27 protein-coding genes and 1 riboswitch are annotated in these 24,734 nt (G+C 35.1%); of the genes, 4 read left to right on the top strand and 23 right to left on the bottom strand.

The genetic code is table 11. The features are described 5' to 3' along the window. The first annotated feature begins 96 nt into the window (after positions 1-96). The gene (locus VF726_RS01925; protein WP_000513900.1) at positions 97-231 is read left to right on the top strand and encodes a YpzI family protein; all 135 of its coding nucleotides are present in this window, start codon (positions 97-99) and stop codon (positions 229-231) included. A 303-nt stretch (positions 232-534) separates the two neighbouring features. Here VF726_RS01925 and VF726_RS01920 read toward each other — a convergent pair whose 3' ends face one another. From VF726_RS01920 to VF726_RS01905, 4 genes are all read right to left on the bottom strand, one after another. Beyond that, entirely contained in the window at positions 535-1,584 is a 1,050-nt protein-coding gene (locus tag VF726_RS01920; protein WP_440165442.1) for a type 2 isopentenyl-diphosphate Delta-isomerase, read from the bottom strand. A gap of 12 nt (positions 1,585-1,596) precedes the next feature. Then, a complete protein-coding gene (rpsA, locus tag VF726_RS01915; protein WP_440165440.1) occupies positions 1,597-2,745 on the bottom strand; it encodes a 30S ribosomal protein S1 in 1,149 nt (382 codons plus the stop codon). 333 nt (positions 2,746-3,078) lie between these two features. Next, positions 3,079-3,756 (bottom strand): (d)CMP kinase, encoded by a 678-nt coding sequence (gene cmk / locus VF726_RS01910; RefSeq protein WP_440165438.1) that lies wholly within the window; start codon positions 3,754-3,756, stop codon positions 3,079-3,081. Between the two features lie 128 nt (positions 3,757-3,884). Beyond that, the gene (locus VF726_RS01905) at positions 3,885-4,058 is read right to left on the bottom strand and encodes a DUF5359 family protein (RefSeq protein WP_440165436.1); all 174 of its coding nucleotides are present in this window, start codon (positions 4,056-4,058) and stop codon (positions 3,885-3,887) included. A 180-nt stretch (positions 4,059-4,238) separates the two neighbouring features. On the opposite strand from VF726_RS01905, the gene ansA reads away from it, so the two are divergent. After that, positions 4,239-5,213, top strand: coding sequence for an asparaginase (ansA, locus tag VF726_RS01900; RefSeq protein ID WP_071757508.1), 975 nt, complete (start codon positions 4,239-4,241; stop codon positions 5,211-5,213). A 35-nt stretch (positions 5,214-5,248) separates the two neighbouring features. Here ansA and VF726_RS01895 read toward each other — a convergent pair whose 3' ends face one another. The 12 genes from VF726_RS01895 to VF726_RS01840 all read right to left on the bottom strand — a co-directional run bounded on the left by VF726_RS01895 (position 5,249) and on the right by VF726_RS01840 (position 15,151). After that, the gene (locus VF726_RS01895; RefSeq protein WP_440165434.1) at positions 5,249-6,229 is read right to left on the bottom strand and encodes a YpdA family putative bacillithiol disulfide reductase; all 981 of its coding nucleotides are present in this window, start codon (positions 6,227-6,229) and stop codon (positions 5,249-5,251) included. A 109-nt stretch (positions 6,230-6,338) separates the two neighbouring features. Continuing rightward, complete coding sequence (locus tag VF726_RS01890) at positions 6,339-6,869, bottom strand: peptidoglycan recognition protein family protein (protein WP_001240645.1); 531 nt, start codon at positions 6,867-6,869, stop codon at positions 6,339-6,341. A gap of 79 nt (positions 6,870-6,948) precedes the next feature. Next, positions 6,949-7,185: a DUF3961 domain-containing protein gene (locus VF726_RS01885; protein WP_166702159.1), complete on the bottom strand. Its 237-nt coding sequence runs from the start codon at positions 7,183-7,185 to the stop codon at positions 6,949-6,951. 93 nt (positions 7,186-7,278) lie between these two features. Next, positions 7,279-7,488: a hypothetical protein gene (locus VF726_RS01880; protein WP_440165432.1), complete on the bottom strand. Its 210-nt coding sequence runs from the start codon at positions 7,486-7,488 to the stop codon at positions 7,279-7,281. Between the two features lie 79 nt (positions 7,489-7,567). Then, a complete protein-coding gene (gudB, locus tag VF726_RS01875; RefSeq protein WP_000225171.1) occupies positions 7,568-8,854 on the bottom strand; it encodes an NAD-specific glutamate dehydrogenase in 1,287 nt (428 codons plus the stop codon). A gap of 267 nt (positions 8,855-9,121) precedes the next feature. After that, positions 9,122-9,730, bottom strand: a complete 609-nt coding sequence (locus tag VF726_RS01870) for a genetic competence negative regulator (protein WP_440165429.1) — start codon at positions 9,728-9,730, stop codon at positions 9,122-9,124. A 77-nt stretch (positions 9,731-9,807) separates the two neighbouring features. Then, entirely contained in the window at positions 9,808-10,671 is an 864-nt protein-coding gene (locus tag VF726_RS01865) for a MerR family transcriptional regulator (protein WP_440165427.1), read from the bottom strand. Then, complete coding sequence (locus VF726_RS01860; RefSeq protein WP_440165425.1) at positions 10,671-11,447, bottom strand: metallophosphoesterase; 777 nt, start codon at positions 11,445-11,447, stop codon at positions 10,671-10,673. The genes VF726_RS01865 and VF726_RS01860 overlap by 1 nt, the downstream gene beginning before the upstream one ends. Before the next feature lie 58 nt (positions 11,448-11,505). After that, the gene (locus tag VF726_RS01855; RefSeq protein ID WP_440165423.1) at positions 11,506-11,985 is read right to left on the bottom strand and encodes a LysM peptidoglycan-binding domain-containing protein; all 480 of its coding nucleotides are present in this window, start codon (positions 11,983-11,985) and stop codon (positions 11,506-11,508) included. Positions 11,986-12,007: 22 nt separating this feature from the next. Beyond that, a complete protein-coding gene (locus VF726_RS01850) occupies positions 12,008-12,571 on the bottom strand; it encodes a CPBP family intramembrane glutamic endopeptidase (RefSeq protein ID WP_429602201.1) in 564 nt (187 codons plus the stop codon). After that, positions 12,571-14,100 carry a RecQ family ATP-dependent DNA helicase gene (locus tag VF726_RS01845; protein WP_440165420.1) on the bottom strand — a complete coding sequence of 510 codons (1,530 nt, stop codon included), beginning with the start codon at positions 14,098-14,100 and terminating at the stop codon, positions 12,571-12,573. The genes VF726_RS01850 and VF726_RS01845 overlap by 1 nt, the downstream gene beginning before the upstream one ends. After that, complete coding sequence (locus VF726_RS01840) at positions 14,090-15,151, bottom strand: helix-turn-helix domain-containing protein (RefSeq protein WP_440165418.1); 1,062 nt, start codon at positions 15,149-15,151, stop codon at positions 14,090-14,092. Before VF726_RS01840 ends, VF726_RS01845 begins: the two co-directional genes overlap by 11 nt. A 298-nt stretch (positions 15,152-15,449) precedes the next feature. Between VF726_RS01840 and VF726_RS01835 the strand changes: the two genes are divergently transcribed. Next, positions 15,450-15,698 (top strand): ferredoxin, encoded by a 249-nt coding sequence (locus VF726_RS01835; RefSeq protein ID WP_166702152.1) that lies wholly within the window; start codon positions 15,450-15,452, stop codon positions 15,696-15,698. A 124-nt stretch (positions 15,699-15,822) separates the two neighbouring features. Here VF726_RS01835 and VF726_RS01830 read toward each other — a convergent pair whose 3' ends face one another. Then, a complete protein-coding gene (locus VF726_RS01830) occupies positions 15,823-16,401 on the bottom strand; it encodes an ECF transporter S component (RefSeq protein ID WP_000810851.1) in 579 nt (192 codons plus the stop codon). A gap of 162 nt (positions 16,402-16,563) precedes the next feature. Then, positions 16,564-16,703, bottom strand: a riboswitch (FMN riboswitch). Between the two features lie 245 nt (positions 16,704-16,948). Between VF726_RS01830 and VF726_RS01825 the strand changes: the two genes are divergently transcribed. After that, complete coding sequence (locus VF726_RS01825) at positions 16,949-17,635, top strand: hypothetical protein (RefSeq protein ID WP_087958107.1); 687 nt, start codon at positions 16,949-16,951, stop codon at positions 17,633-17,635. 30 nt (positions 17,636-17,665) lie between these two features. On the opposite strand, the gene VF726_RS01820 is transcribed toward VF726_RS01825, so the two are convergent. The 6 genes from VF726_RS01820 to resB form a co-directional block, all read right to left on the bottom strand. Next, complete coding sequence (locus tag VF726_RS01820; protein WP_440165415.1) at positions 17,666-18,280, bottom strand: peptidoglycan DD-metalloendopeptidase family protein; 615 nt, start codon at positions 18,278-18,280, stop codon at positions 17,666-17,668. A gap of 84 nt (positions 18,281-18,364) precedes the next feature. Then, a complete protein-coding gene (locus tag VF726_RS01815; protein WP_440165413.1) occupies positions 18,365-18,946 on the bottom strand; it encodes a cob(I)yrinic acid a,c-diamide adenosyltransferase in 582 nt (193 codons plus the stop codon). Positions 18,947-19,080: 134 nt separating this feature from the next. Continuing rightward, on the bottom strand, positions 19,081-20,856 hold the full coding sequence (gene resE, locus VF726_RS01810; RefSeq protein WP_098347244.1) for a sensor histidine kinase ResE: 1,776 nt from the start codon (positions 20,854-20,856) through the stop codon (positions 19,081-19,083). Next, positions 20,856-21,572, bottom strand: coding sequence for a DNA-binding response regulator ResD (resD, locus tag VF726_RS01805; RefSeq protein ID WP_002017976.1), 717 nt, complete (start codon positions 21,570-21,572; stop codon positions 20,856-20,858). The genes resE and resD overlap by 1 nt, the downstream gene beginning before the upstream one ends. Positions 21,573-21,874: 302 nt before the next feature. Continuing rightward, positions 21,875-23,032, bottom strand: coding sequence for a cytochrome c biogenesis protein ResC (resC, locus tag VF726_RS01800; protein WP_060630156.1), 1,158 nt, complete (start codon positions 23,030-23,032; stop codon positions 21,875-21,877). A 14-nt stretch (positions 23,033-23,046) separates the two neighbouring features. Further along, entirely contained in the window at positions 23,047-24,672 is a 1,626-nt protein-coding gene (gene resB / locus VF726_RS01795; RefSeq protein WP_440165410.1) for a cytochrome c biogenesis protein ResB, read from the bottom strand. Positions 24,673-24,734: the final 62 nt, after the last annotated feature.

Genomic DNA, 24,734 nt, shown 5'->3' with positions numbered 1-24,734 from the left:
CCATTATGGGAACTTTTTATGAAAGTTAATCCCCTTTCTTCGCGCATAGTTTTTTCATATAACAGCAACACTTTTAATAAGGAGGTGCTATTCATTATGGGTAAAGATCGTCAAGAAAGAAAACTAAGAGAATCACGCCGCGTTGAATCTGACCGTGACCAATCACTACAATATCCGGGTGCTACTGGACTTGATACACCAGAGCAAGCTCGAAAACAAAATCAGCACTAATGAATACAAAAAGACGGTTTCGATATTGTACGAAACCGTCTTTTACATTTTTGTTTATATTGAAATAATATTTTATATACAAATCTTCCTATGCTTTATTTTTATCCCTCCCTATTTCCCTTGACAAAATTAAACCTTTTCAACAATTCAGTAACACACTATCTACATTTTTCTGTCGTAACTTTTACAACATAATGTTTATATATAAGAATTATTTCATTTTTACAGAATATTTATTCCATCCCTCACTTTATATTACTAAAACGAATAAAATACAAAAAATCAACCAAACGGTTGATTTTTTTATCTTCTACTATAATGCGTCGTATCAATACCACGTTGCGTTAACCAATGATATGTTTCGCCCTTTACAACAAGAGGTACAGATTGCAATTCTTCTATCGTCTTCGCACCGAGAGCTGTCATAATAAATTTCAAATCTGTATGTAAAAGGTCAATTTCATCCACTAACTTCTCGATACCATCTTGCATTAAAATGCGTAAAAAGTAACCAGCAAACGCAGTTGTATTCGCCCCTAATGCGATTGCTTTCGCTACGTCAAGCGCTGTTTGTATACCCCCAGATGCAATAAAAGAGAGGTTATTATTTGTAGAGGTTGCTTCAATAATCGAGGTAGCTGTTTGTATGCCCCAGTTATTAAAATAAGAAAGCATTCGCTGTCTTCTTTCATTTTCAACAGCAGCAAAATTCGTACCACCTTGTCCACCAATATCAATTGCCGTTACACCCACGCTCGCTAACTGTTGCATTGTTTCCTTACTCATCCCAAATCCAACTTCTTTCACAATGACAGGAACTTTACTATTTAAAACAATTTTCTCAATGCGCTGAAGTACACCAGTAAAGTCACGGTCTCCTTCTGGCATCGTTAACTCTTGTATGACATTTAAATGAATTTGCAATGCATTTGCTTCAATCATATCAACGGCACGCTCTGCCTGTTCGATAGTTGCCTCACTACCTAAATTAGCAAAGAAAATACCATTCGGATTTACTTTTCTGATAATCTTATAAGAAGCAGCCTCACTTTCATCTTTTAACGCCGCCATTTGCGAACCTACAGCCATAGCAAGATTATGATGTTTCGCTACATATGCTAATTGCTCATTAATATGTAACGTTTTCTCTCCTCCACCACCAGTCATCGCATTGATAAAAATCGGCGAACTTAGTGAAAGTTCGCCGATTTTTGTTTCACATGTTATTGTGTCATAACTTGAATTTGGCAAACCTTGATGCACAAAATCAATATCATGAAAGCCATGCGTACGAGACTGACCAGTAGAAAGAGCGTATTCAATATGATCTAATTTACGTTTTGCCCTTACCACTTGTACCCCTCTTTATTTCTTTAATTTTTTCAGTTGTTCACCAATAATATCACTTAATTGGAAAGTAGCAGAATCTGCATTTGGTTCATACTGACTGTAATCTTCAATTACATTATTTTCCTCAAGCGCTTCTTTTATACTTAAAGAAATACGTTTCTCTGCTACATGGACTTCAAGCACTTTCACTTTTACCTCTTGTCCCATTTCCAATACTTCATTTGGATTTTTCACGTGACGATTTGCAATTTGAGATACGTGCACAAGACCTTCAACGCCAGGTAAAACTTCAACGAATGCACCGAATGTAACAAGACGTTTTACGACTCCTTCACGAATATCTCCAGCTTTTAGTTCGCCAGCAACATTTTCCCAAGGTCCTGGTTGAGCTGCTTTAATTGATAAAGAAATACGTTGTGTATCAGCATCAACAGATAATACCTTCACCTTTACTTTTTGACCTTGCTCTAATACTTCAGAAGGTTGCTCTACACGTTCGTGTGAAATTTGTGAAATATGAACTAAACCGTCCACACCACCAACATTAACGAAAGCACCAAAATCAGTTAATCGTTGTACTGTTCCTTCAACAACGTCTCCTTCTTTTAATGAAGAGATTGCTTCTTTTTTCTTAGAATCTAGTTCTAATTCTACTACTGCTTTATGTGAAAGAATCACGCGATTTTTTTCGCGGTCTAATTCAACAATTTTCACAGCTAATGTTTTGCCTTTATAGTCAGTAAAATCTTCTACATAATGTACTTCTACAAGTGAAGCTGGGATAAAACCACGAACACCAAGGTCCACAACTAATCCACCATTCACAATATCTTTTACAGTAACATCAAACACATGACCAGAAGTGAACTTCTCTTGTAATTCTATCCATGCTTTTTCTGCATCAACAGCACGTTTAGATAGGACAAGATCTTCTTCTTCTAATTTAATAACCTTTAATTCTAGCTTTTGATCTAATTCTACAACATCGCTTGCTTTTTCAATATGAACGTTAGCTAATTCACTAATTGGAATTACGCCATCTGTTTTGTATCCAACATTTACAAGCACTTGTTTTTCTTCAACTTTCGTTACAGAACCTGTAACAACGTCACCAACTTGTAATTCTTTTGAATCCATAACTTCTTCATTCATTTTCTCTACCATGGAAATACCTCCCTACAGAATTGACAAAGCATTTTTTATGTATATACGAAATGAAAACAATTGTTTTCATTTGCATGTTTAAGAATTTATCATCACATACTCAGGCTTCATCCATTTCACTAGAAAATATATTAAACCTATATAAATAGTATACAGCAAAATCATCTTGAAGAAAGTATGTTTTGAAATATAATAGCGAATATATTCTGAAAGTTTTATCTCTCTTTTACTAACTTCTTACAAATCCGATCATTTGTCAAGGAAAGAGACTCACAATTCACGTATCCTTTACATTTCTATACAAACAAAAAAGAAAGAGGCTATCCCCTTTCTTTATTTCGCAAACACTCCTGAAACAATACTCATAATTTTTTGGACAACTTCTTCAATTGATAAAGAAGTTGTATCTAATTCCAATGCATCATCAGCCTTTTTGAGAGGAGAAACTTCGCGTTCTGAATCTAATTTATCACGCTGAGCAATTTCTCCTTTTAACTGCTCTAAATTAGAATCGAAACCTTTATTCATATTTTCTAAATGTCTTCTTTCCGCTCTTTCTTCAACAGAAGCAAGCATAAAGATCTTCACTTCAGCATCTGGTAACACATGTGTACCGATATCACGGCCATCCATTACAACGCCGCCTTTTTCCGCTAACTCTTGTTGACGACGTACCATTTCTTCACGAACAAGACGATGTTTTGCCACAATCGATACTCGATTCGTCACCTCAGGTGTACGAATTACTTCCGAAACATCTTGTCCATTTAAAAATACAAGTTGTGTATTTTCTCCTTGCTGAAACTCAATTTTCACATTTTTTACAACTTCCATTAACTGCTCTTCATTTTCAATATCCACTTTTTGCTCAAGGGCTGCATATGTAATCGCACGATACATTGCGCCTGTATCAATATAAACGTAAGAAAGCTTCTTCGCTACAACTTTCGCAACTGTACTTTTTCCAGCGGCTGCTGGACCATCTATAGCAATTGAAATTCGTTTATCCATTGTAACACCTCATTTTTTCACTTATAAAACAAAACGAAAAGCAGGTATTCTCCTGCTTCTTCTCATTTGCTTCACGTCATTAAATCCTCAATTATTGTAGCATAATCCTTCATAGAAGAAAATGAAAACTACCTATTCACCTGTAAGATTTCTACTTTGTTTTTTACCATGACACCTTCATAATAAACAATTTTAGATAAATATTTAACTGATCCCTTATGTATAAATAACAATTGCACAACAGAAAGACAAATGAATTGTATTATTAATATACGTATAAGAATTCTCTCCATCTTTTTCAACGTAATAGCTCCCTCCTATACTATATTTGCACATTTCGTTTCGTGATTTTATACAACGTACATATAGCAGTTAATTTTATTGTCATTTTCGAAGCATACTTTTATACATTTCCATTGTCGAATTTACTCAAAACATGTTATGTTCTAAATGTATTTTTTTACTTGAAAGGGGTATAAGCATTGAAAAGAATCCTAGTTTTACACACAGGTGGAACAATTGCAATGGAGGAAGACAAAGAAACTGGTGTCGTACAACCAGGTGAAAAAAATCCTCTTTTAAAATTTATTCCTGATTTAGAAGGCGATGTGGATTTAATCGTTGAAGACGTGTTCCATCTACCATCTCCTCATATGACACCGAGCGAAATGTTACAGTTACAAGTCATCATTGATGAAAGAGTAAAACAAGACAACATTCATGGCGTAGTCATTACGCATGGTACGGATACATTAGAAGAAACTGCCTATTTCTTAGATTTAACGGTACAAGCAACTATTCCGATCGTTGTGACAGGCGCAATGCGCTCTAGTAATGAATTAGGTGCTGACGGTCTATATAACTTCTTATCAGCTGTAAAAGTCGCTAGCAGTAATGAAGCCGCAGAAAAAGGCGTTTTAGTCGTATTAAACGACGAAATTCATTGCGCTACAAATGTAACGAAAACACATACAAGTAATGTAGCAACATTCCAAAGCCCACAATATGGACCAATTGGTATGGTAACAAAACGTGGTGTTGTATTCCACCATGCTTTAGTACATCACGAAACATATTCAGTAAAAAAAGTTTCTAAAAATGTAGTCGTTCTAAAAGCGTACGCTGGTATGGACGATACATTGTTAGCAGCAATTGAAAATCTTCCAGTAGACGGGATTGTTATTGAAGCACTTGGACAAGGTAATTTACCTCCAAGAACACTTCCTAGTCTAGAACGATTAATAAATAAAGGAATTCCTGTCGTATTAGTTTCTCGCTGTTTCAACGGCATCGTTCAAGATGTATATTCATATGAAGGTGGCGGCAAACAATTAAAAGATATGGGGATTGTATTCACATACGGTTTAAATGCTCAAAAAGCACGTATTAAATTATTAGTTGCACTAGAGAATACAACTTCACATGAAACAATCCAAAATATGTTTATGCACGATTAAAAAAAAGCTGTCGAAGTTTATTTCGACAGCTTTTTTTACATCTCTCTTGTTGCAATGGTTTGCGCAATCGCCTCTCCATGAAATCGACCATTCTCAATAAATATTTCATTTGCATTATTTCCAGCAGCGATTACACCTGCAATGAAAATATTTTCAGCGTTTGTTTCCATCGTATCCTCTGCATAAATCGGACGTCCTGTCTCTTCATCAATTCGAACACCCATCTTCGTTAAGAAGCTATGATCAGGATGGTAACCAGTCATCGCAAATACAAAATCATTTTGGATTGTATTTGCCTCGCCATCAACTGTATACGTTAACGTATGTTCAGTAATTTCTTTCACATGGGCCTCGAAATGCATGTGAATTGTGCCATTTCGTACTAATGCCTCAAACTCCGGCAAAATCCACGGCTTTACACTTGGTGAATACTCACTTCCGCGATATAGTACCGTTACACGCGCACCTGCTTTAACAAGTTCTAACGCGGCATCTACACTCGAGTTTTTTCCACCTATAACTACTACATCTCGATCAAAATAAGGATGTCCCTCTTTAAAATAGTGAGCTACTTTCTTCAATTCCTCACCTGGAACATTCATATAATTTGGATTGTCATAATATCCAGTTGCTACAACAACATATTTCGCTATATATATTTCTTTACTTCCGTCACGCTTTGTTGTCTCAACATGAAAAACTTCTCCATCTTTTTGAACTTTCTCCACTCGCTCAAAAGCATTTACACGTACAGATTTACGCTTTACTACTTCACGATAATACGCAAGCGCTTGATTTCGAACTGGCTTACGATTTTCCGTAATAAAAGCTACATCACCAATTTCTAATTTTTCACTAGAAGAGAAAAATGTTTGATGAGTTGGATAATTATAAATCGCATTTACAATGTTTCCTTTTTCAATTACTAACGGATTTATCCCTACCTTTTGCAACGAAATTGCTGCTGCTAATCCGCACGGACCGCCTCCAATTATGATAGCTGTTTCTTTCTGCATACCCGGCTCACTCCTAGTCTTCTACCAATACACTATTTATAAAAACAAGAAAAAACCTACTTACAGCAGTAGGCACCTATCTTTATTGTATTCATTTTTCATATATTTGTCATCTAAACGAAACGTACATCCGATAGACATCTGCTAAAAACTGCTGAAATTTAATACCTTGTTTCCCTAATACATTTTCAGGATCAATCTTTCTAGCTGGGTCAAGGGTTTTGTGTGATACGATAGCCTTTTTCGGATTCAAGCCGAAATTTTGACATAAATACGCATGGTACCACGTAAAACGGGTATACGCTTCCCAAAAATTAACATTACCGCCATAACAAAGTTCCACTCCAATGGCCGCCTTATTTGCATCATAACCATATAAATCATTATCCGTCGACACACCATATCGAACATGGTAGGCCACTTCATTTATAGGGATAATTTCCAATATTGTTTTGTCATCTATAAATGTATGTGCCGAAGCTTTCGGTTGTATTTCATTAAAATAATCCCGATTCCCTATCGCATTGCTACCAGGATTCCCCGTATCATGACTTACAATAAACCTGACTTTAGAAAGAGGGATTCCCGGCCGTGAACTTCCATATCCAATATAATTACGTTCTATAGGAAACATCGCCATTACTACCAACTCCCGCTTCAGAAGATTACCTTACTTCTTTATATATGTATTCGGTAGCAATGCCCTTATAGCATATTTCTTACACGAAGAGAAAATCGAAAATATTTGATGTGAACACCATAAATAATAAAATACTTACAGCAACGCCATAAAAACCGTAAAACCAAACACAATCTTCTTTCGTATCTAAACCGAAAAATGTATTTACTGATTGTAATAATGTGCCGCGCTTACTTTGTTTGTTTCTTAATACTTCCACTCGCTCTACAACATCTGCTGGCATCATAAATCTTTGGTCTACTGTCATTTTCATCATTTATCTCTCCTTAAAATCATTTCCGTTTTGTTTATCTAAGGAAAGTATAGCACGTTTGTTCGCGCAGAACAAGCGTTCTTTTATTTTTCTTTTTTATTTTTCAGCCAACGAAGTAAGAATCGTGATTACAAAGGCGATAATCGGCCCTACTACAACCGCACCAAATATTAAAAACAGCAGTCCTTCCCCGAACACCCGAACGATACTTGTTTTTTCGGATTTCGTCGTTCTCGCGAGTTCTCCCTCTAACCTCTTAACCTTTTCTTCTAATAGTTCTACTCGTTCCATCATTTTATTTTCCATATACAACACCTCACTCTAATACTTCAACAAAAAAAACGTGATTCCCTCGAAAGGAATCACGTTTTCTCACATTATAATATTATACCCAACCTCTGAAGCGACTTGCTTCAGCCATTTTACGAACACCGACCATGTACGCAGCTAAGCGCATGTTCACTTTACGAACTTGTGCTGTTTCATAAATAGAATCAAATGATCTTACCATTACTTTTTCTAAACGTTGTTCTACTTCTTCTTCAGTCCAGTAGTAACCTTGGTTATTTTGTACCCACTCAAAGTAAGATACCGTTACACCACCAGCACTTGCTAATACGTCTGGAACTAGTAAAATGCCGCGATCAGTTAAAATTTTAGTTGCTTCTAATGTTGTTGGACCATTTGCGGCTTCAACAACGATTTTCGCTTTAATATTATTAGCATTTTCTTCTGTAATTTGGTTCTCAATTGCAGCTGGAACTAAAATATCGCAATCAAGTTCTAACAATTCTTTATTTGAAATTGTATTATTAAATAATTTTGTTACTGTACCGAAGCTATCACGACGGTCTAATAAATAATCAATATCTAATCCGTTTGGGTCATGCAATGCACCGTAAGCATCTGAGATTGCAATAACTTTCGCACCTGCATCATGCATAAATTTAGCTAAGAAGCTACCAGCATTACCGAATCCTTGAACAACAACGCGTGCACCTTTAATATCAATGTCGCGTTTTTTTGCAGCTTCGCGAATACAAATTGTTACACCTTTCGCTGTTGCTGTTTCACGTCCATGTGATCCACCTAATACAAGTGGCTTACCTGTAATAAATCCTGGTGAATTAAATTCATCGATACGGCTATACTCATCCATCATCCATGCCATAATTTGAGAGTTTGTGAATACATCTGGAGCTGGAATGTCTTTTGTCGGTCCTACGATTTGGCTAATTGCTCGTACATAACCGCGGCTTAATCTTTCTAACTCACGGAATGACATTTCACGTGGGTCACAAATAATTCCACCTTTACCTCCGCCGTATGGTAAATCAACAATACCACACTTTAAACTCATCCAGATTGAAAGTGCTTTCACTTCATTTTCTGTTACATTCGGATGGAAGCGAATTCCACCTTTCGTTGGACCAACAGCATCATTATGTTGTGCACGATATCCTGTAAATATTTTAACAGTCCCGTCATCCATACGAACTGGTATTTTCACTGTCATCATACGAATTGGTTCTTTTAATAATTCATATACTTCGTTTGGATAACCCAATTTTTCTAATGCTTCACTAATAACAATTTGTGTCGAATTCAATAGTTCAAAATGTTGTTCCCTTTGTTGTTGTGTTTTTGTTTGAGTTCCCTTTTCGGCTACCATAGTAAGTAAACCCCCTGTAATTTCACTTGTTTAGTAAACCTTCATTGCCTAGTATACACCGTTAAATTTGGAATGCAATAGAAAACGCTAACAAATATATACAAACTATTTTTTATTGCAAGCGTTTTCACTATCATTATAGTCCTTTTGTTGCTTTTAGAAAAGTAAAATACTTAAATATTTAAATATTTTTTATTTTACTTACATACAGCAATCTGGAAAGATACATTTAAGTAAATAAAAAAACAAAACCTTAGCTATATTTTATTAGCCAAGGTTTTGTTTTTTCACAAAGTAATTGTGTATTTGTTCAATTGCTTGAGAATCCATTAATTCTTTACCATATTCCATTAGGCGATAAATAGTTGCCGTAGACGGATTGCCATATTCCGCTAAAATAGCTATAAAATCTGCCTTCAGTAATTGAATTTGCTCCTCTTCTTCCATCCAAAGATAGAAACGTCCATCCCACGTATATAATTTTCCGCCAGTTACATCAAGGTTATATAAACGATTCGACAGGTTAATTACGTCATCTAGTGTAGCAAACTCATAAAGTATATGCTCGCTTTCATCTAGAGTCACTTGCATTTCAATAAACTCGTCACGGAACTCATCATCTGTATCAACTTCTTGATGTTCTTTCGTTACAATTACGACCATCCCTTGCGCTTGTAGAGAAAATACTTCAACTGCAATCGGACCATCTGCTTCAAATCCTAATTCCTTATTTGCTTCTTGCATCATATCACGAAATAATTGCTGTACTTTCGGTGCATTTCTCCACAAATCTTCTTTCGTTAATCCTCGTTCAGATAAATCATCAAATGTTAAGAAAATTTTTATTTTATTGTAATTTAATCGTTCCAGCCTCATCTCATACCCTCCCTACGTAACCAATGAATATAATTTTTATTATATGAAATAGAAAATAGATGGTTCTTTTCGAACAACTATTCTAACATTTTTAACCAATCATCCCATTCTTCTTTCGTATCACCAATTAGGTTTGTTTGAATGTTCAACTGATCTCGAGCACTTAGTTCTCCTATAACACCAACAGAAAAGGCCTCATTTTTTTCTTGTAATACATTCACGTTCTTAAGTTCTCGTCCATCATCAAAAGAGACTACTACATATGTAGGTTGTATTTGCTCAACAGCTAATAAAATACAATCTTCTGCTAAGCTTGACCTAATATATATCACCTCATATCCTTTTAATCGTAAATACGTTGAGAAAACAAACCCTTTCAACATATTATTTTCTAACACAACAACTTTGTGTATAGAAGAAAACGATGATGCATTATGATACACCATCCCTAGACGAGTTTGTAAAAATGATACGACATATTGAAACTGCATCATTGTAACTTCATTATTATTTTTTAACGTTAACAATTTATTTGACACTTGAAGAACAATACTTGCTATCACTTTTTCTGTTGCATAAATACTAAAAGCCTCGTTTAACAATGCAGAAGTTGTAATTTCATCAAATTTTAACAAAGCTTGTAGTAAATCGTCCACTAAAACAACTTCTCTATCGGAATGTATTTCTTTTTGAACATCACTCTGCAAACGATTCCCTTCTAATAATTGAACTGCTTGTCCAATCATCATGCCGGAAGAAACCTTGTCCATTAACCATTTCAAAATTTGAATATGCTCTTCTGTATATAATCGATGCCCCGCATGATTCCGCTTTGGGGCAATAATTTGATATCGTCTTTCCCACGCACGAAGCGTACTCGGCTGAATTCCAATTATATTCGAAACAGCCTTTATGTTATATTTTCCGTTTAGAGTTGGCATCATTTCCCTCCCTGTAACGTAATAATATGTGTTTGAGCAGGTGCTCGGAAACGAAATGGAATCAACGTTGTTCCATAACCATTACTAACAAAAAGAGTCACATTTGAATGCTTATATACGCCACCTTTTAAATATTTTTTAGATGGGAATAATCGGATTTGCCCTCCATGTGTATGTCCACTTAACACAAGGGAAATTTGTTCTTTTCCAGACATTTTGTTTATTATATCAGGGTTGTGGCTAATTAATATGCGAAAACCATCTTCTTTACAATCAGCCAACGCTAAATCTAAACGATCACGTTTCACCCCAACATCATCTACACCAAGTAAACAAATTTTCTCTCCTAATTCAGACTCAAATACAACTCTTGTATTATCTAAAACTTTCACATTATTTTCTAATAACAAAGCATCTAATTCATGATATTCAATCTCATAATCATTATTTCCCCATACAAAGTATACAGGAGCTATCGCTCTTAACTTTTGTATATTTGCAGAGATTTGCGATAAAGGGACACCTTTTTCCGCTAAATCACCACCAATAATTACAAGATCTACTCTTCCTTTTACTTGTTCAATTAACGAATTTGAAATGACCCTTCTATGAATATCAGATATAAAAAACACATTTACTTTTTGAAAACTTTTCGGAAACTCTTCAAATATTAAAGTATGTTCTAGCACCGTATCACGCATTGCTTCTCTATACATGACAAGAAGAAATATAATACCAATACATATGAGAGTACTTAATAAGATAATCCATATCATATATTTTTTACTCCCCTCCTCATAAAGATAATCCTCAGTTTTTATAGTAAGCGTTTTACTAACTCTCTTGTTTTGTGGACTTATCTTTTATCGGAATTTTTAATTCTTGACCTACATTCACTTCATCTTCTTGTAAGTCATTATACTTTTTAATTACTTCGATCCCAGTTTCATCTGAAAAATATTGCCTCGCTATACTTTCTAAAGTTTCTCCCTCTTTCACCGTATGCGTTACGATCTTCTCAGACGATGCTTCAGAATCAGATTTAGCTGAATCAAAGAAAATGACCTCAAATGCACTTTTCCCAGCGTTATTACCATCACTTTTCACCTGAATATATTTATCTGTATACCATAAAATACTAATTGGTAGTAATATGAATAGAAATGTTAAAACTCGGACGAAAATATGATTCATTTTAAATTTTTGTTTGTTCTCTTTATTTCTATGAATTTCACTACGCGGCGGTAAACCTTCTTTTTCTTCCACTCGCTCAACTTCTAATTCCTCTTCAAAATCAGGAATTCGTTTCCTCATGTTGTTCACCACCACCTTCCATTTATTTTCTTAATTGGAGTCCCATTATAAAATCTACAAGAAAGTGTGCAAAGATTGTTATAAACAAATTTCCTGTCCATTCAAATACATACCCAAAGACAAAACTAATGAAACAGACGAAACAAAACAAAAACGGCTTTTTTATATATCGAATATGTAACACTGCAAATACTAAACTCGCTATTACAATTCCAAAGTGCGTCTGCACTACACCTCTAAATAAAAATTCTTCTGCAAAGCCGATAATGAACGTAATAACGAGTAGATGCATAATTGACATCCCTTGAAACATCCTATCGTTAATACCACCATCATCAAACCAAGACTCTGGAAATACTCGCATTGCAACATAATCTAATAACACAATACCAATTGCTAACAAGCCACCTATTATAAGTATAGACATCGGTTCCCATTTCCACAGACTATACACCGATTTTATATCTCGAAATAATATATATGCTAGTAAACAACCGATACCGATAATAATGAACTGTGTGATATACAGATTTAGTCTTATTTCTTTCGGACTCATATCTTCTATATTATGCCTTTGAATGTTCATCATTCCCCCATCTTTTCTAGACCGAAAAGCTTTTGTAACTCTGTTTCCCAATTATAGTCGAAATCCGATTGTTGCGCTTGTCTTTTTTTATAATCTGTTTTTGTAATATGACAATAGTCACAGCAATTCTGCAACTCGTCCTCTTTTCTATAACCGAACTGTTGCAGCAAATATTCACGTCTACATCCTTTCACTTGTATCCATGATTTCATGTTTTCTAGCTCACTATATTTATTACGTAGTCTTATTTCTACTTCAGCTATTAATCTGTTCATAATTTCATCTGACAAGCTCTCTAATATTAATTTTCGCTGTTGTATGATTCCAAGCCGCTCCAGATGATAGCGAATGAAACGCCAATATTGTTCATTAAATCTTGCTGCATTATAACAAATTTCTTCTACCTCTTCTATTGGTAATTCTTTCGTTTGAAACATTCTTTCTTGTAGTAAAGAGAATAAAAATTGTATTTGTGACTGACTCGGCAATTCGTCTTCAATGATTGAAATTGGCAAATCGTGATCTAACGGACTACATAGTAAAATAGCTATACTCGGTTCGCCATCTCTTCCAGCTCTTCCGATTTCTTGCAAATAAGAAGCTATATTAGTCGGATAATGGAAATGAATAATATATCTCGTATTCGACTTATTTACTCCCATACCAAAAGCACTTGTACATATTACTAGCTGCAGCTGGTCATTCATAAACTGCTGTTGAATTAACATACGCTCTTCATGTTCCATCCCACCATGATAGAAAGCGACACCAGTCACGCCTTTTCCTCTTAAATATTCCGTTAAACGTTCTGTCCACGCTCTGCTTGAACAATATACGATCCCTGGCCCTTCTAAATACATCACCTGGTCCAAAAGCGCTTCTTTCTTCTCTTCAATCGTCTCTACAAATTGTACTTCCATTGCAATATTTGGACGATCAATAGAGTATACATGCTGCGTCACATTCTTCAAATCTAGACTCTCTGCTATATCACGAAGTACATCTTTCGTCGCCGTTGCCGTTAATGCTAGCACCGTAGGAGACCCGATATTTTCAATGACTACATTTAGTTTTTTATAATCTGGTCTAAAATCATATCCCCATTGCGAAATACAATGGGCCTCATCCACAACAAATAGTGAAATATGAATTTTCTTCAATTCTCTTATTAACAATTCCGACTGTAACATCTCTGGCGAAACAAAAATAAATTTATATGAAGCTAATTTTTTCATCGCTTCTCTTTTTTCATGTAATGTCCGAAAACTATTAAATGCTATCACTCGGTTTTTCACAACATATTTTAATTGTGTAACTTGATCTTCCATCAAAGATAATAATGGTGATACAACAAGTACTGTTCCTTCTTGCATTAGCCCGGGAAATTGATAGCACATTGACTTCCCTCTCCCGGTCGGAAGCATCGCTATAACATCTTTTCCTTCCAATAAATCTGTAATTACCCCTTTTTGACCTGGACGAAATTCAGAATATCCAAACCACCTATATAAATATTCCTCAAGTTTCATTTATACCCTCCATCCGCGCCAATACAAGACGAACTTCAAAATAAGAAATATCCTCTCCAACCGCTTGTTTCAACTCACGCAACTTACGTGTTTGTAATGTATCAATTACTTTTGTTACTTTATCTATCTTGTCTTTTTGCATAAACATCTCGATAGAAAAATCTCTTTCTCGCAAAGCAATTTCAACAAAATGATCTTCTATCGTTGCAACTTTTAAATTTCTAATTGTCGCTATTTCTTCTAAAGAGCGCCCTTGCCTCCAAAAATTATATGTTTTTTTCGTTGATAAACTAAATAATTCAGCTCTCTCATTTGGATAAGAGATAATTTCAGCTAATAATGGAAATTCATTTTCTTTATCTCGAACTTCTTGTATAAGGAAATGAATTGTACCCCAAAATAAAAAGTACACCCTGAATATATCTTGTTTCGTAATTTCCGCTAACTGCTGCAATGTACAACCGATACGTTCATATCCTGTTAATCTATATGTTACAATCGTCGCTTCTACCACATCACATTTACCTAAAAGATTATGTATTTCTTTCCATAATCTTTTCGCCAATTCACTTCGCCTATACGGCATACTTGTTAAAAAGCGTTTCACCCACACCATTATTTCTGTATCTTGTTGAATAGGAATAAACTTCGTATTATTCTGTTGTAAATTAGATATAGTTTGAATAGTTAAAGATAATCTTTTCCAAAATGTTTCACCTAATTCACCGTAGTGCAAACCATGTAAATGCGCTGGAAAAGCATACCCTTCCTCCCATGTATGTAACTGCATTTTACCTTTAGGTGTTAACAAATATGTATTTTCATGTATCTCTTGAATCCAATCCGCTTGCAATAACTTTGCAACTTCACGATCATATTCAATTCTATTTAACGATTTATATATTCCAAACAAAAAAGAAATTCGGAACATATTTCCATCTTGTAACGTTTGCGAAGAACGTTTTCCCTTTAGTAAATAATAAATAGAAGAAACGGTTCTTTCACCATTCAATTGTTTTAAACAATACAATAAAGTATATTGTAGTTGCATTACCGCTTCCACCTTTCAGTTTAATTTAATTGCTTTTTAGTATGATTACACCGTCTACCGTTACTCATCAAACTTATCATACCGGCAACATATACTTGTATATAGTCTATTGTACCAAACGAAATAACATTTACGTATTTTGAAAATCTTATGACATAATGCAAAAATTAGTTGACACTCTAATTGATAAGCATTATCATTATAATTTTATGTTGAAAAGTTTTAAAAACCGTTTTACAATAAGGTTATAATTTTTATGGCGAGCTTTTCACATACATATTATCAGGAGGGAAAAAAGATGGCAAAATATACAATCGTTGATAAAGATACTTGTATCGCATGTGGTGCTTGTGGCGCTGCTGCACCAGACATTTATGACTATGATGATGAAGGTATTGCATTCGTAACATTAGACGATAACCAAGGTATCGTTGAAATTCCAGATGTATTACTTGAAGATATGATGGATGCATTCGAAGGTTGTCCAACTGACTCAATCAAAGTTGCTGACGAAACATTCGACGGCGATGCTTTAAAATTCGAATAGTCTTTTATTAACTTCAAAAAATACCCCTCATTCATTTGAGGGGTATTTTTTGTTTTCCATTTTCATTCTCCTTAATAAAAAAACATTAGTAGTTCCATACTACTAATGTTTTTTTATTTTACTTTTATGCATTTTTCATTTTTGCAAACACCCATACTTTCAGGCGTGAGAATAACGCTACAAATACAATTGTCACAACAATTCCTTTAATTAAATTAAACGGTAAGATTGCCGTTACAACCGTCGTTCTTATAGCTTCGCTAGACATAGCTGGTGAATTTAAAAACCAAGTGTAAGCTGGGAATATGATGATGTAATTTAATACACTCATAATGAGCGCCATTGTAATTGTCCCTAGCATTAATCCTGTCGTTAAACTTTTAACAGTACGATACTTTCTAAATAAGAAAGCTGCTGGTCCAATAAATAAACATCCTGCAATAAAGTTAGCAATTTCTCCAACTGGTACTCCCGTTAAACTCCCTTGAATCCCGTAATGTAAAATGTTCTTTATCGCCTCTACAATTATCCCCGCAACTGGCCCGAAAATAATCGCAGCAATTAGAGCTGGTACATCACTAAAATCAATTTTTAAAAATGGCGGAAGCCCTGGGAACGGGAAGTCCAACATCATCAGTAAATATGCAATACTACTTAGCATCGCTACACTCACCATCTGCACTACACTGTTTTTTTGTTTCATCTTTCTCTCTCCTTTTCCATCGATCATCTCATGGAAAGTGGAAAGGTTCTGCTATGCCTACTTTTTCATAGAACGAAAAAACCCTTTGTGTTTTACACAAAGGGAGAATTTAAGGCACATCAAACAGACGTTCAAATACCTATCTTTTTTGAACGCTTGAACCTCCATCTTCTCCCATCCAGACTATACTGTCGGCTTTGGAATCACACCAAATCCTGCCTTAACGGCTCGCGGGCTTAGAACAAAATCACATATAGTTCATCACCGCCGGTCGGGATTTTCACCCTGCCCCGAAGATAGACCGATATTCTATTTTCCATTTCATTATACAACAACATGATCGTATTGTGAACAAAAAAAGCGTAACTTATTAAAAATAAGTTATTAATTTTATACAATCGGAACGATTCATTATATTTTACAATACACTCCATATTTTTTAGTATTCGGCATTTCTCCTATGAATCCCCTAGTCATATATAATTAAAAGTGATAAGATGTTGAATTGTTAAGATAAGAACATTTTCTGGATTATGGAGGAAATGTCATGAAGAAAGAAAAAAGACACTCTATTCGAGAAGCAATGAAAAAAAACTTACGAAAAGAATACTTTTACTTAAAAAAAGAATTACTTTTCTACTGTCCGATTGATTTAGGCACATTCTCAAGCGAGACATACTATGCTGCTTTCGATGAGGATGGCATCAGTATTTATCAGTATGATAAAAAAACAGAAAGTAAATTAAAATTATGTGAGCGTCATCCGTGGAAGAGTTGGAATAAAGTGAAGGTGGATCATTATTTAACAACTTCTCAATTTATTTTCCAAGGGGAGCGAAACTGGATATTATCCCTTTTCCAAAAAGGAAAAGAAGCTCAAAAAATAATCGAAGAGCATACCTCTTTACAAACTGAAGTTGTTTCCCGCTCTTTCTTAAAAAAACTTCCAGGTTTTCGTTCTAATACACCATTGAATAAATACATCGGCAGCATTTGTTACACTGCACTTATTGCATTTTTATTAAAATGGATGATTCCATTTCAAGGACCACAAATCGCCCTGTATTCCATTTCAATCGGTTGTATGCTTCTTGGTTTACTTTGTTTGACAATCGGTTTAATTGAACCGACTATTGTACTGTTTCGAACAAATGAAAAAACAAGAACGAAAGTATTTTACTTATATAGCTACTTAGCTATTTCTGGATTTATATGTGTCTTTATTTTTTGGTAAAAAAAGAGCTAGTTGTGAACTAGCTCTTTTTTACTTTACATATAATTGTTGATTTGGATAAATAAGCTCTTGCTGCAGTCCGTTTTTTTCTTTAATTTCCTTAACTGACATACTAAATTTCCGTGCAATACTAACTAAAGTGTCCCCTTTTTGGACGACATATAACGATGAAGAAACGACTTCATTTCTTTGTTCATTTAAAACAAGCAACGGATTCATCGCATTCTTTTTCGCCATCGTCCATCTTCCTTGATGAACTTCTAAATGTAAGTGCGCACCTCGCGATTCTCCTGTATTTCCTACTTCTCCAATTATTTTTCCTTTTGAAATATAATCCCCTTGAACTACATATCTCTTATTTAAATGTGCATATACAGCCTCATATTCTCCATGTTTAATAAACACAACGTTTCCGTAACTACTGGAATAATAAGACTTTGTTACCCTACCTTCTTGAATAGCTGCCACAGGTGCGCCAATTGGTGCCGCTATATCTATACCGTAGTGTTTTCCATGCCTTGTCCCAAAATAATCACTTATCTTTCCCTCAACAGGCCATGTCCATTGATTTTCCTCTGCGTACACATGTAATTGAGATAAAAACAATACTGTCAATAACATGACGCCACATTTTAACACTTTCATATACATCCTCCGTTTTCTAATTACCACCATACCTTCTCTATTTTGGTATATTACAGAAAAAAGTATACAAAAAAAGAAAGTGGATCACTCCACTTCCTTCTCATTTTTATCACGGAAAACGATTGCACTACGATTATACTCTACATCTTTTACTTGTAATCGAGCATTTATCACTCTAGCTACTGCAAATAAATAATCAGATAATCTATTTACATACTTTAGAACAACTTTATTGATTTCCCCTTCTTTTTGTAAAGTCACTATACACCGCTCCGCTCGCCTTACAACCGTACGTGCCATATGAATAGCAGCAGCCGGCTCGCTTCCACCTGGTAAAATAAAGCGCTCTAGCGGCGGTGCTTCTTCTATATACGAATCAATCCTTCTTTCTAAGCTTTCGACCATTTCAATCGTCACTTTATAAGGGATTTTCCCTGCTACTATCGCCAAGTCTCCCCCGCAATCAAATAGTTCATGTTGAATATTTTCAAGTTCATTGTAAATATCTCCGAAAGACCCGCCTTGTAGCTTCGTCATCGCATATCCAATATAAGAATTCGCCTCATCTATCGTGCCATATGCTTCAACTCGGATATCATCTTTATCCACTCTGCCGCCTATTACACTTGTTTTCCCTTTATCTCCTGTTTTTGTGTATAATTTCATCGCTTTACGACACCCCTCTTATTATTCTTCATTCGACTAAGATAGAAAAAAGTTCTACTATTATTTATTTAATTGATTTACAAAAAAATAAAAACAGTAGAACTTTATTCATTATCAACTTTAAAAACACATATCTAAATTATACGATTCGGTAAATATACAGAGAATGTAGTTCCCTCTCCAACAACACTTGAAACAGCAATTTTCCCCTCATGGCCTTGCACAATATTTTTTGCAATCGCAAGCCCGAGTCCTGTTCCACCTTTTTTCCCACGTGTTCTTGCTTTATCAGCTTTATAGAAACGATCAAATAAAAATGGAATATCTTCCTCGGGAATACCAGCACCCGAATCTTGCACTTCAAAAATAAGTCCATTATTTTTCGTATCAATTACAAGCGTTACATGCCCACCTGCATTCGTATGACGAATTGCGTTATCAATTAAATTCGTCAATACTTGTTCCATACGATCTGCATCAAACGGGTATTGCTCAATTGGATTTTGGAAATCAACCGTTAATTCGACTTCTTTATCCTTTGCAATCCCTTGGAATTTTCGACCTATTTTTTCAACGAAAGGATGAATATCTACTTCACCGATATGTAACTCTACATTACCACTTTCCATACGCGCTAAATCTAACAATTCATTTACAAGTTTACCTAAACGGACGGATTCATCATAAATAATTTGAACAAACTCATTAATTTCTTCTTTCGTTTGCACAATATCATCTAAAATTGCTTCACTGTATCCTTGAAGCATTACCATCGGTGTACGAAGTTCATGTGATACGTTCGCAATAAAGTCTTGACGCATCTTCTCGAGACGACGTTCTTCCGTCATATCACGCAATACCGCTACAGCACCACGAATTTTCGTTTGGTTGTAAAGCGGCGTCATAAGAACTACGTAGTTGCCTTTTTGTAAATTAATTTCAACTACTTGTTGTTGTTCGCTTTCTACAACGAGATGGAATAGTTCAACAAGTTCAGAAGGTAGCTTTTTACTTAATTCTACTTCTTTTTCTTCTTGCCAAACTTGTAAGAAATGTTCAGCCGGCGGATTGATTACAACAACTTCGCCTTCTTGATTTAACGTAATAACCCCATCTGCCATACTACTTAAAATACTAGCTAACTGTTCTTTCTCTTGCTGCAGGGCATTCATATTAAACTTCAACTGTTTCCCCATTTGATTTAAGGCCGTTGCAAGCTCACCAATCTCGTCCTGAGATACCATAGGAGCTTTCGCATCAAACTTCCCACGTGACACCTCAAAAGCAACCTCACGCATTTTACGAAGTGGTGCTGTAATTCGAGTAGATAAGAAGAATGCAAAGAAAGTTGTTAATATAATCGCAATCCCTGCTGATAAGAATATAAAATCAGTCGTTCTTTCCATACCTTGTATCGGCACTTGCAGTGATTCATATACGAACACTGCACTTTGATTTTTTGACTGTACCGGTTTTCCGACAATCATAATATCATTTTCAGTGTTTTTATTCTTTCTACTATTAGAAGCTTTTCTAATGTTATTTTTAATTTCTTTTTTGTCTGTAAAAACAGCCGCTAATTCTTTATCTTCTTTCAAATCATCCATTGTAAGAGTGACTAATCCTTCTTGTTTCGGCGAAGAAGATATTTCTTTACCATCTTCTACAATAATGATTCTTGAAAGTGGATCAGAGAATTTGTACGCGATATTCTCAATCGTTTTTACATCGGCACCTTCTTCAATTAGTTCTGAAACACTTGTTGCAACTTTTTGAAGTCTAGTTTCACTCATATCAACATAATATGTTCTAAAAAACTGTGAAAGTAAAATTGCAACAAATCCAAGCACAAACGAAACGAGAAGTAATATGGTCATCCATAACTTCCCTACTACACTTCTCCAAAGCATCAGTCGTTCACAACCTCAAATTTGTAACCTACGCCCCAAACAGTAACAATCATCTTCGCAGCGTCTGGTGATTTTTTGCTTAACTTCTCACGTAAACGCTTTACATGCGTATCAACTGTACGTAAATCTCCGAAGAATTCATATTGCCATACTTCTTTTAACAATTGCTCACGATCAAACACTTTATCAGGCGCTTTCGCTAAGAATAATAGTAATTCGTACTCTTTCGGTGTTAAGTTCACTTCATTACCATCTGCTGTAACACGGTGTGCATCATTATCAATTGTTAAATGAGGGAACACAGTAACATCTTTTGTCGTTGTATCTTGTGTAAAGAATGTTGTTGGTACAGAACGGCGTAAGACCGCTTTCACACGAAGCACTACTTCACGTGGGCTAAATGGTTTCACAATATAATCATCTGTGCCTACCTCAAACCCTTGTACTCGGTTTACTTCTTCACCCTTTGCTGTCAACATAATAATTGGTGTCGCCTTCTTCTCACGAACCCCTTTACACACTTCAATACCATCTTTACCAGGCATCATAAGATCTAATAGGATTAAATCATAATCATTTTGCAGTGCCATTTCTAAAGCTGTATCACCATTGTCTGCTTCATCAATTGTGTATTGTTCTCTCTCTAAATACATTTTCAACAAACGACGAATACGATCCTCATCGTCTACAATTAAAATTCTTGATTCATTTTCCATTTTTACCCGTTGCGTACTTTTACCACAACGGTTCACACCTACCCTTCTACACTATTATGTTGCGCTATTCTCGTTTATTTAAGCAATCTTCTAAATGTTTCACTTCCCATATTATGCTTCACAAGAATAATAAAGTTTGTTCAATTTTTTTCCAAAACTATGTATTTTTTTTGAACAGTATATAATGTCCTCGACATCATTTTACAAAATCAACCGCTACTTTGTCATGTTTTTCTCAAAAAAGAAGAAAAGTTGACAAAAATAAAATAGGAAAGTGACATACACTCTCCTATTTTATTTCTCTATGCGTATGAATGTAAACCCGCGATAATTAAGTTTACTACAATAAAGTTAAACATAATGATTGCAAAACCAATTACCGCTAACCACGCTGACTTCTCTCCGTGCCATCCTTTTGATAAACGTAAATGTAATACCGCAGCATAAAAGAGCCAAGTAATAAGCGCCCAAACTTCTTTCGGATCCCAGCCCCAAAAACGTGTCCACGCTATTTGAGCCCAAATCATGGCAAAAATCAATGCACCTAATGTGAAAACTGGGAATCCAATTGCAATAGATCGATATCCTATTTCATCTAACAAATCACTATTCGTATTTTTCACTAACGGCTGAAGTGCCGCTGATACTCGTTTACGTAAAATTAGCCTTAATACGATATACAGTAACGTTCCGACTAACACAGACCAAATTACAGTATTTAATTTTTTTGCATTTACAATCGCTGGAACTTCAACTGTCGGTTCTAATTTATTTTCTGTCAGTAACTTCCCTTCATGTGGTCCAACTAAAGCGGGAAGGTTGTACTTCATTTCCACTTGTTGTTCATTTTTATCAATCCATTGAAACTTCGCTTCATATTTCATACTAGAAAATACCGTTGTTACTCCAATAAATCCAACTGTACAAACAAGTGTGAACACGACCGTTTCTAACCAAAATGTACGTTTACTTCTCGTTGATTGATCTACATTTTTCAATAAATACATAACACCCGTTATAAAACTAATTGCTAAAATTGCTTGTCCTGCAGCTGCAGTCGTCACGTGAATATGTAACCAATTACTTTTTAAAGATGGAATAAGCGGAGATATTTCCCTCGGAAACATACTTGCATAGGCAATTAATAAAAGCGCAACTGGTAATGCAAATAGTCCAATTATACTTACGCGGTACATAAAATACATGACAATAAATGCTCCTACAAGCATCATGCCGAAAAATGTACCGAATTCAAAAAAGTTACTAACTGGCGCATGCCCTGATGCAATCCATCTTGTAATAAAATATACTGTTTGTGCAATAAACCCTAAAATTGTAATCGTTATTCCTACATTTGCCCACTTATGTCCCTTTTCTTTAATTGCTCCCCCAAAAAATAGAGTGGCAATTAAATATAAAATAAATGCGGTAAAGAGAAAGTTACTACTTATTTGCACCATATCGTTTCCCCACCTTAACTAATTTTTTTATCGACTACTTTATCATTTGGTTGCGGAATTGCTGTACCTTCTATTACTCTTTCAATATCTTTCTTTAAACCGAACCAATTTTTATTCGTATGTCCTGCAATCCACCATTCATCATTAACGCGTTGTATCCAAATACGGCGATGATTCCAATACATCCCTTGAATGACACCAACCATAAAGATAAACCCTCCAATACCGAGAATCCAAAGCGTTAAATCTTTCCTTACAGTAAGCGCAGTTGCATTTTGCATTTCCACACCCGCAAATGACATTTTATATTTGTTATTCCCATCTGGTTCTATATTTTGCTGAATACCAACAAAACTCACTTCACCGTCTGGTGTTTCAGGTGTAAACATTTTAAACACAAATGCAGGGTTGTTTGGTAATTTCGTTTTTGTATTTGGTCTTCCATTCTCGTCAAAATAAAAATCAGGGAAATAGCTTAATAGTTCTAAAGAATAACCATTTCCTAAATCATATTTTTCCTTAGGATTCGTTAAATCAACTTTAATCGGTCCCCACTTTTGATTATTTTCTTTATTTTGCAAGTTAAAGGACATACTTTTAAATTCATTTTCTTTATAATCCACTTGATACACTGCAAACTTATCAAATTTCAGTGGTTCATTCACTCGAATTTCCGCTTCTTTTACTTTTTCCAATTTCGGTTTTTGTCCTGCTATATTTTCGCCGACCGCTTTATATAATACAGCATTCGTTTGGAAGTTTTTCGCAATCATCTTATCACCTACACGGTCAATTGCTTCATCAAAAACTTCTTTGTCCTTACTTTTATCATAAACTTCCTTTATAAACTTCTCGTTTTTTAAATAGTATTGACCATCTGTCCCTGGTATTTCTTTCGTTTCTCCATCACGTAACCAAATCGCTTCGTCTACGTACATACTCGGTAAAAAACGGAGCATTGCACCGAATAAAAAGATAATGAGACCGATATGATTCACATATGGACCCCAACGTGAAAACCGCCCCTTTTCTGCTAAAACGTTTCCATCTTCCACTTTCACATTATAGTTCGTTTTCTTTAAATTCTTTTGAACTTTTTCAAGATCCCCTTCTTGAGGTGTACCAGTACCGTATAATCTTTGTCTCTTTAAAAAGCTAGGGTGTCTTTTTACCCCTTGCTTCTTTAAAGCTTTATAAAGCGGAATGACACGGTCTAAGCTACATATCACAAGAGAAATACCAATTGAAGCAATTAACATCATATACCACCATGAACCGTATAAATTATTAAAACCTAATTGATAGTATAATTGCCCTAAAAATCCGTATTCTTGCTTATAATATTCGGCGGGTGCAATTCCTGGAGTTATGTACATTTCTTGCGGAAAAATAGTTCCTATCGCCGATGCAGCTAAAGTGATTACAATGAGCCATACACCGACTTTTACAGAAGAGAAAAAACTCCAAATTTTATCGACTATCGTTTTTGTTTGCGTGAGAGATCTTCGAGCACTCCCCTCATAGCGCATATCCAATAGTTTTATATTTTCATTGCTTTCAAATGGTTTCCCGCAAGCTTCACAAAAAACAGTTCCTATCGGATTCACATGTCCACATTCACACTTAATTTCTTTCAACACTCTCACCGCCCCTGTATCTATATGTACTATTGTATATTCTAACCTTAAGTTACCGCAATACT

The sequence above is a fragment of the Bacillus sp. Brlt_9 genome (genome assembly GCF_051948935.1).
Classification (GTDB): Bacteria; Bacillota; Bacilli; order Bacillales; family Bacillaceae_G; genus Bacillus_A.
This window is presented reverse-complemented; position numbering and strand designations above follow the sequence as displayed.

Excerpts from the sequence above, each read along its gene's own strand:
- VF726_RS01890 (WP_001240645.1), bottom strand. The coding sequence starts at position 6,869 with ATGGCGATGTTTCCTATAGAACGTAATTATATTGGATATGGAAGTTCA.
- VF726_RS01815 (WP_440165413.1), bottom strand. The coding sequence starts at position 18,946 with ATGAAATTATACACAAAAACAGGAGATAAAGGGAAAACAAGTGTAATA.
- VF726_RS01885 (WP_166702159.1), bottom strand. The coding sequence starts at position 7,185 with ATGATGAAAATGACAGTAGACCAAAGATTTATGATGCCAGCAGATGTT.
- VF726_RS01895 (WP_440165434.1), bottom strand. The coding sequence starts at position 6,229 with ATGCAGAAAGAAACAGCTATCATAATTGGAGGCGGTCCGTGCGGATTA.
- VF726_RS01850 (WP_429602201.1), bottom strand. The coding sequence starts at position 12,571 with ATGAACATTCAAAGGCATAATATAGAAGATATGAGTCCGAAAGAAATA.
- resC (WP_060630156.1), bottom strand. The coding sequence starts at position 23,032 with ATGGTGCAAATAAGTAGTAACTTTCTCTTTACCGCATTTATTTTATAT.
- rpsA (WP_440165440.1), bottom strand. The coding sequence starts at position 2,745 with ATGGTAGAGAAAATGAATGAAGAAGTTATGGATTCAAAAGAATTACAA.
- VF726_RS01855 (WP_440165423.1), bottom strand. The coding sequence starts at position 11,985 with ATGAGGAAACGAATTCCTGATTTTGAAGAGGAATTAGAAGTTGAGCGA.
- resD (WP_002017976.1), bottom strand. The coding sequence starts at position 21,572 with ATGGAAAATGAATCAAGAATTTTAATTGTAGACGATGAGGATCGTATT.
- VF726_RS01830 (WP_000810851.1), bottom strand. The coding sequence starts at position 16,401 with ATGAAACAAAAAAACAGTGTAGTGCAGATGGTGAGTGTAGCGATGCTA.
- VF726_RS01845 (WP_440165420.1), bottom strand. The coding sequence starts at position 14,100 with ATGAAACTTGAGGAATATTTATATAGGTGGTTTGGATATTCTGAATTT.
- VF726_RS01880 (WP_440165432.1), bottom strand. The coding sequence starts at position 7,488 with ATGGAAAATAAAATGATGGAACGAGTAGAACTATTAGAAGAAAAGGTT.
- VF726_RS01925 (WP_000513900.1), top strand. The coding sequence starts at position 97 with ATGGGTAAAGATCGTCAAGAAAGAAAACTAAGAGAATCACGCCGCGTT.
- resE (WP_098347244.1), bottom strand. The coding sequence starts at position 20,856 with ATGCTTTGGAGAAGTGTAGTAGGGAAGTTATGGATGACCATATTACTT.
- gudB (WP_000225171.1), bottom strand. The coding sequence starts at position 8,854 with ATGGTAGCCGAAAAGGGAACTCAAACAAAAACACAACAACAAAGGGAA.
- cmk (WP_440165438.1), bottom strand. The coding sequence starts at position 3,756 with ATGGATAAACGAATTTCAATTGCTATAGATGGTCCAGCAGCCGCTGGA.
- VF726_RS01865 (WP_440165427.1), bottom strand. The coding sequence starts at position 10,671 with ATGCCAACTCTAAACGGAAAATATAACATAAAGGCTGTTTCGAATATA.
- VF726_RS01840 (WP_440165418.1), bottom strand. The coding sequence starts at position 15,151 with ATGCAACTACAATATACTTTATTGTATTGTTTAAAACAATTGAATGGT.
- VF726_RS01860 (WP_440165425.1), bottom strand. The coding sequence starts at position 11,447 with ATGATATGGATTATCTTATTAAGTACTCTCATATGTATTGGTATTATA.
- VF726_RS01835 (WP_166702152.1), top strand. The coding sequence starts at position 15,450 with ATGGCAAAATATACAATCGTTGATAAAGATACTTGTATCGCATGTGGT.
- VF726_RS01825 (WP_087958107.1), top strand. The coding sequence starts at position 16,949 with ATGAAGAAAGAAAAAAGACACTCTATTCGAGAAGCAATGAAAAAAAAC.
- VF726_RS01820 (WP_440165415.1), bottom strand. The coding sequence starts at position 18,280 with ATGAAAGTGTTAAAATGTGGCGTCATGTTATTGACAGTATTGTTTTTA.
- VF726_RS01870 (WP_440165429.1), bottom strand. The coding sequence starts at position 9,730 with ATGAGGCTGGAACGATTAAATTACAATAAAATAAAAATTTTCTTAACA.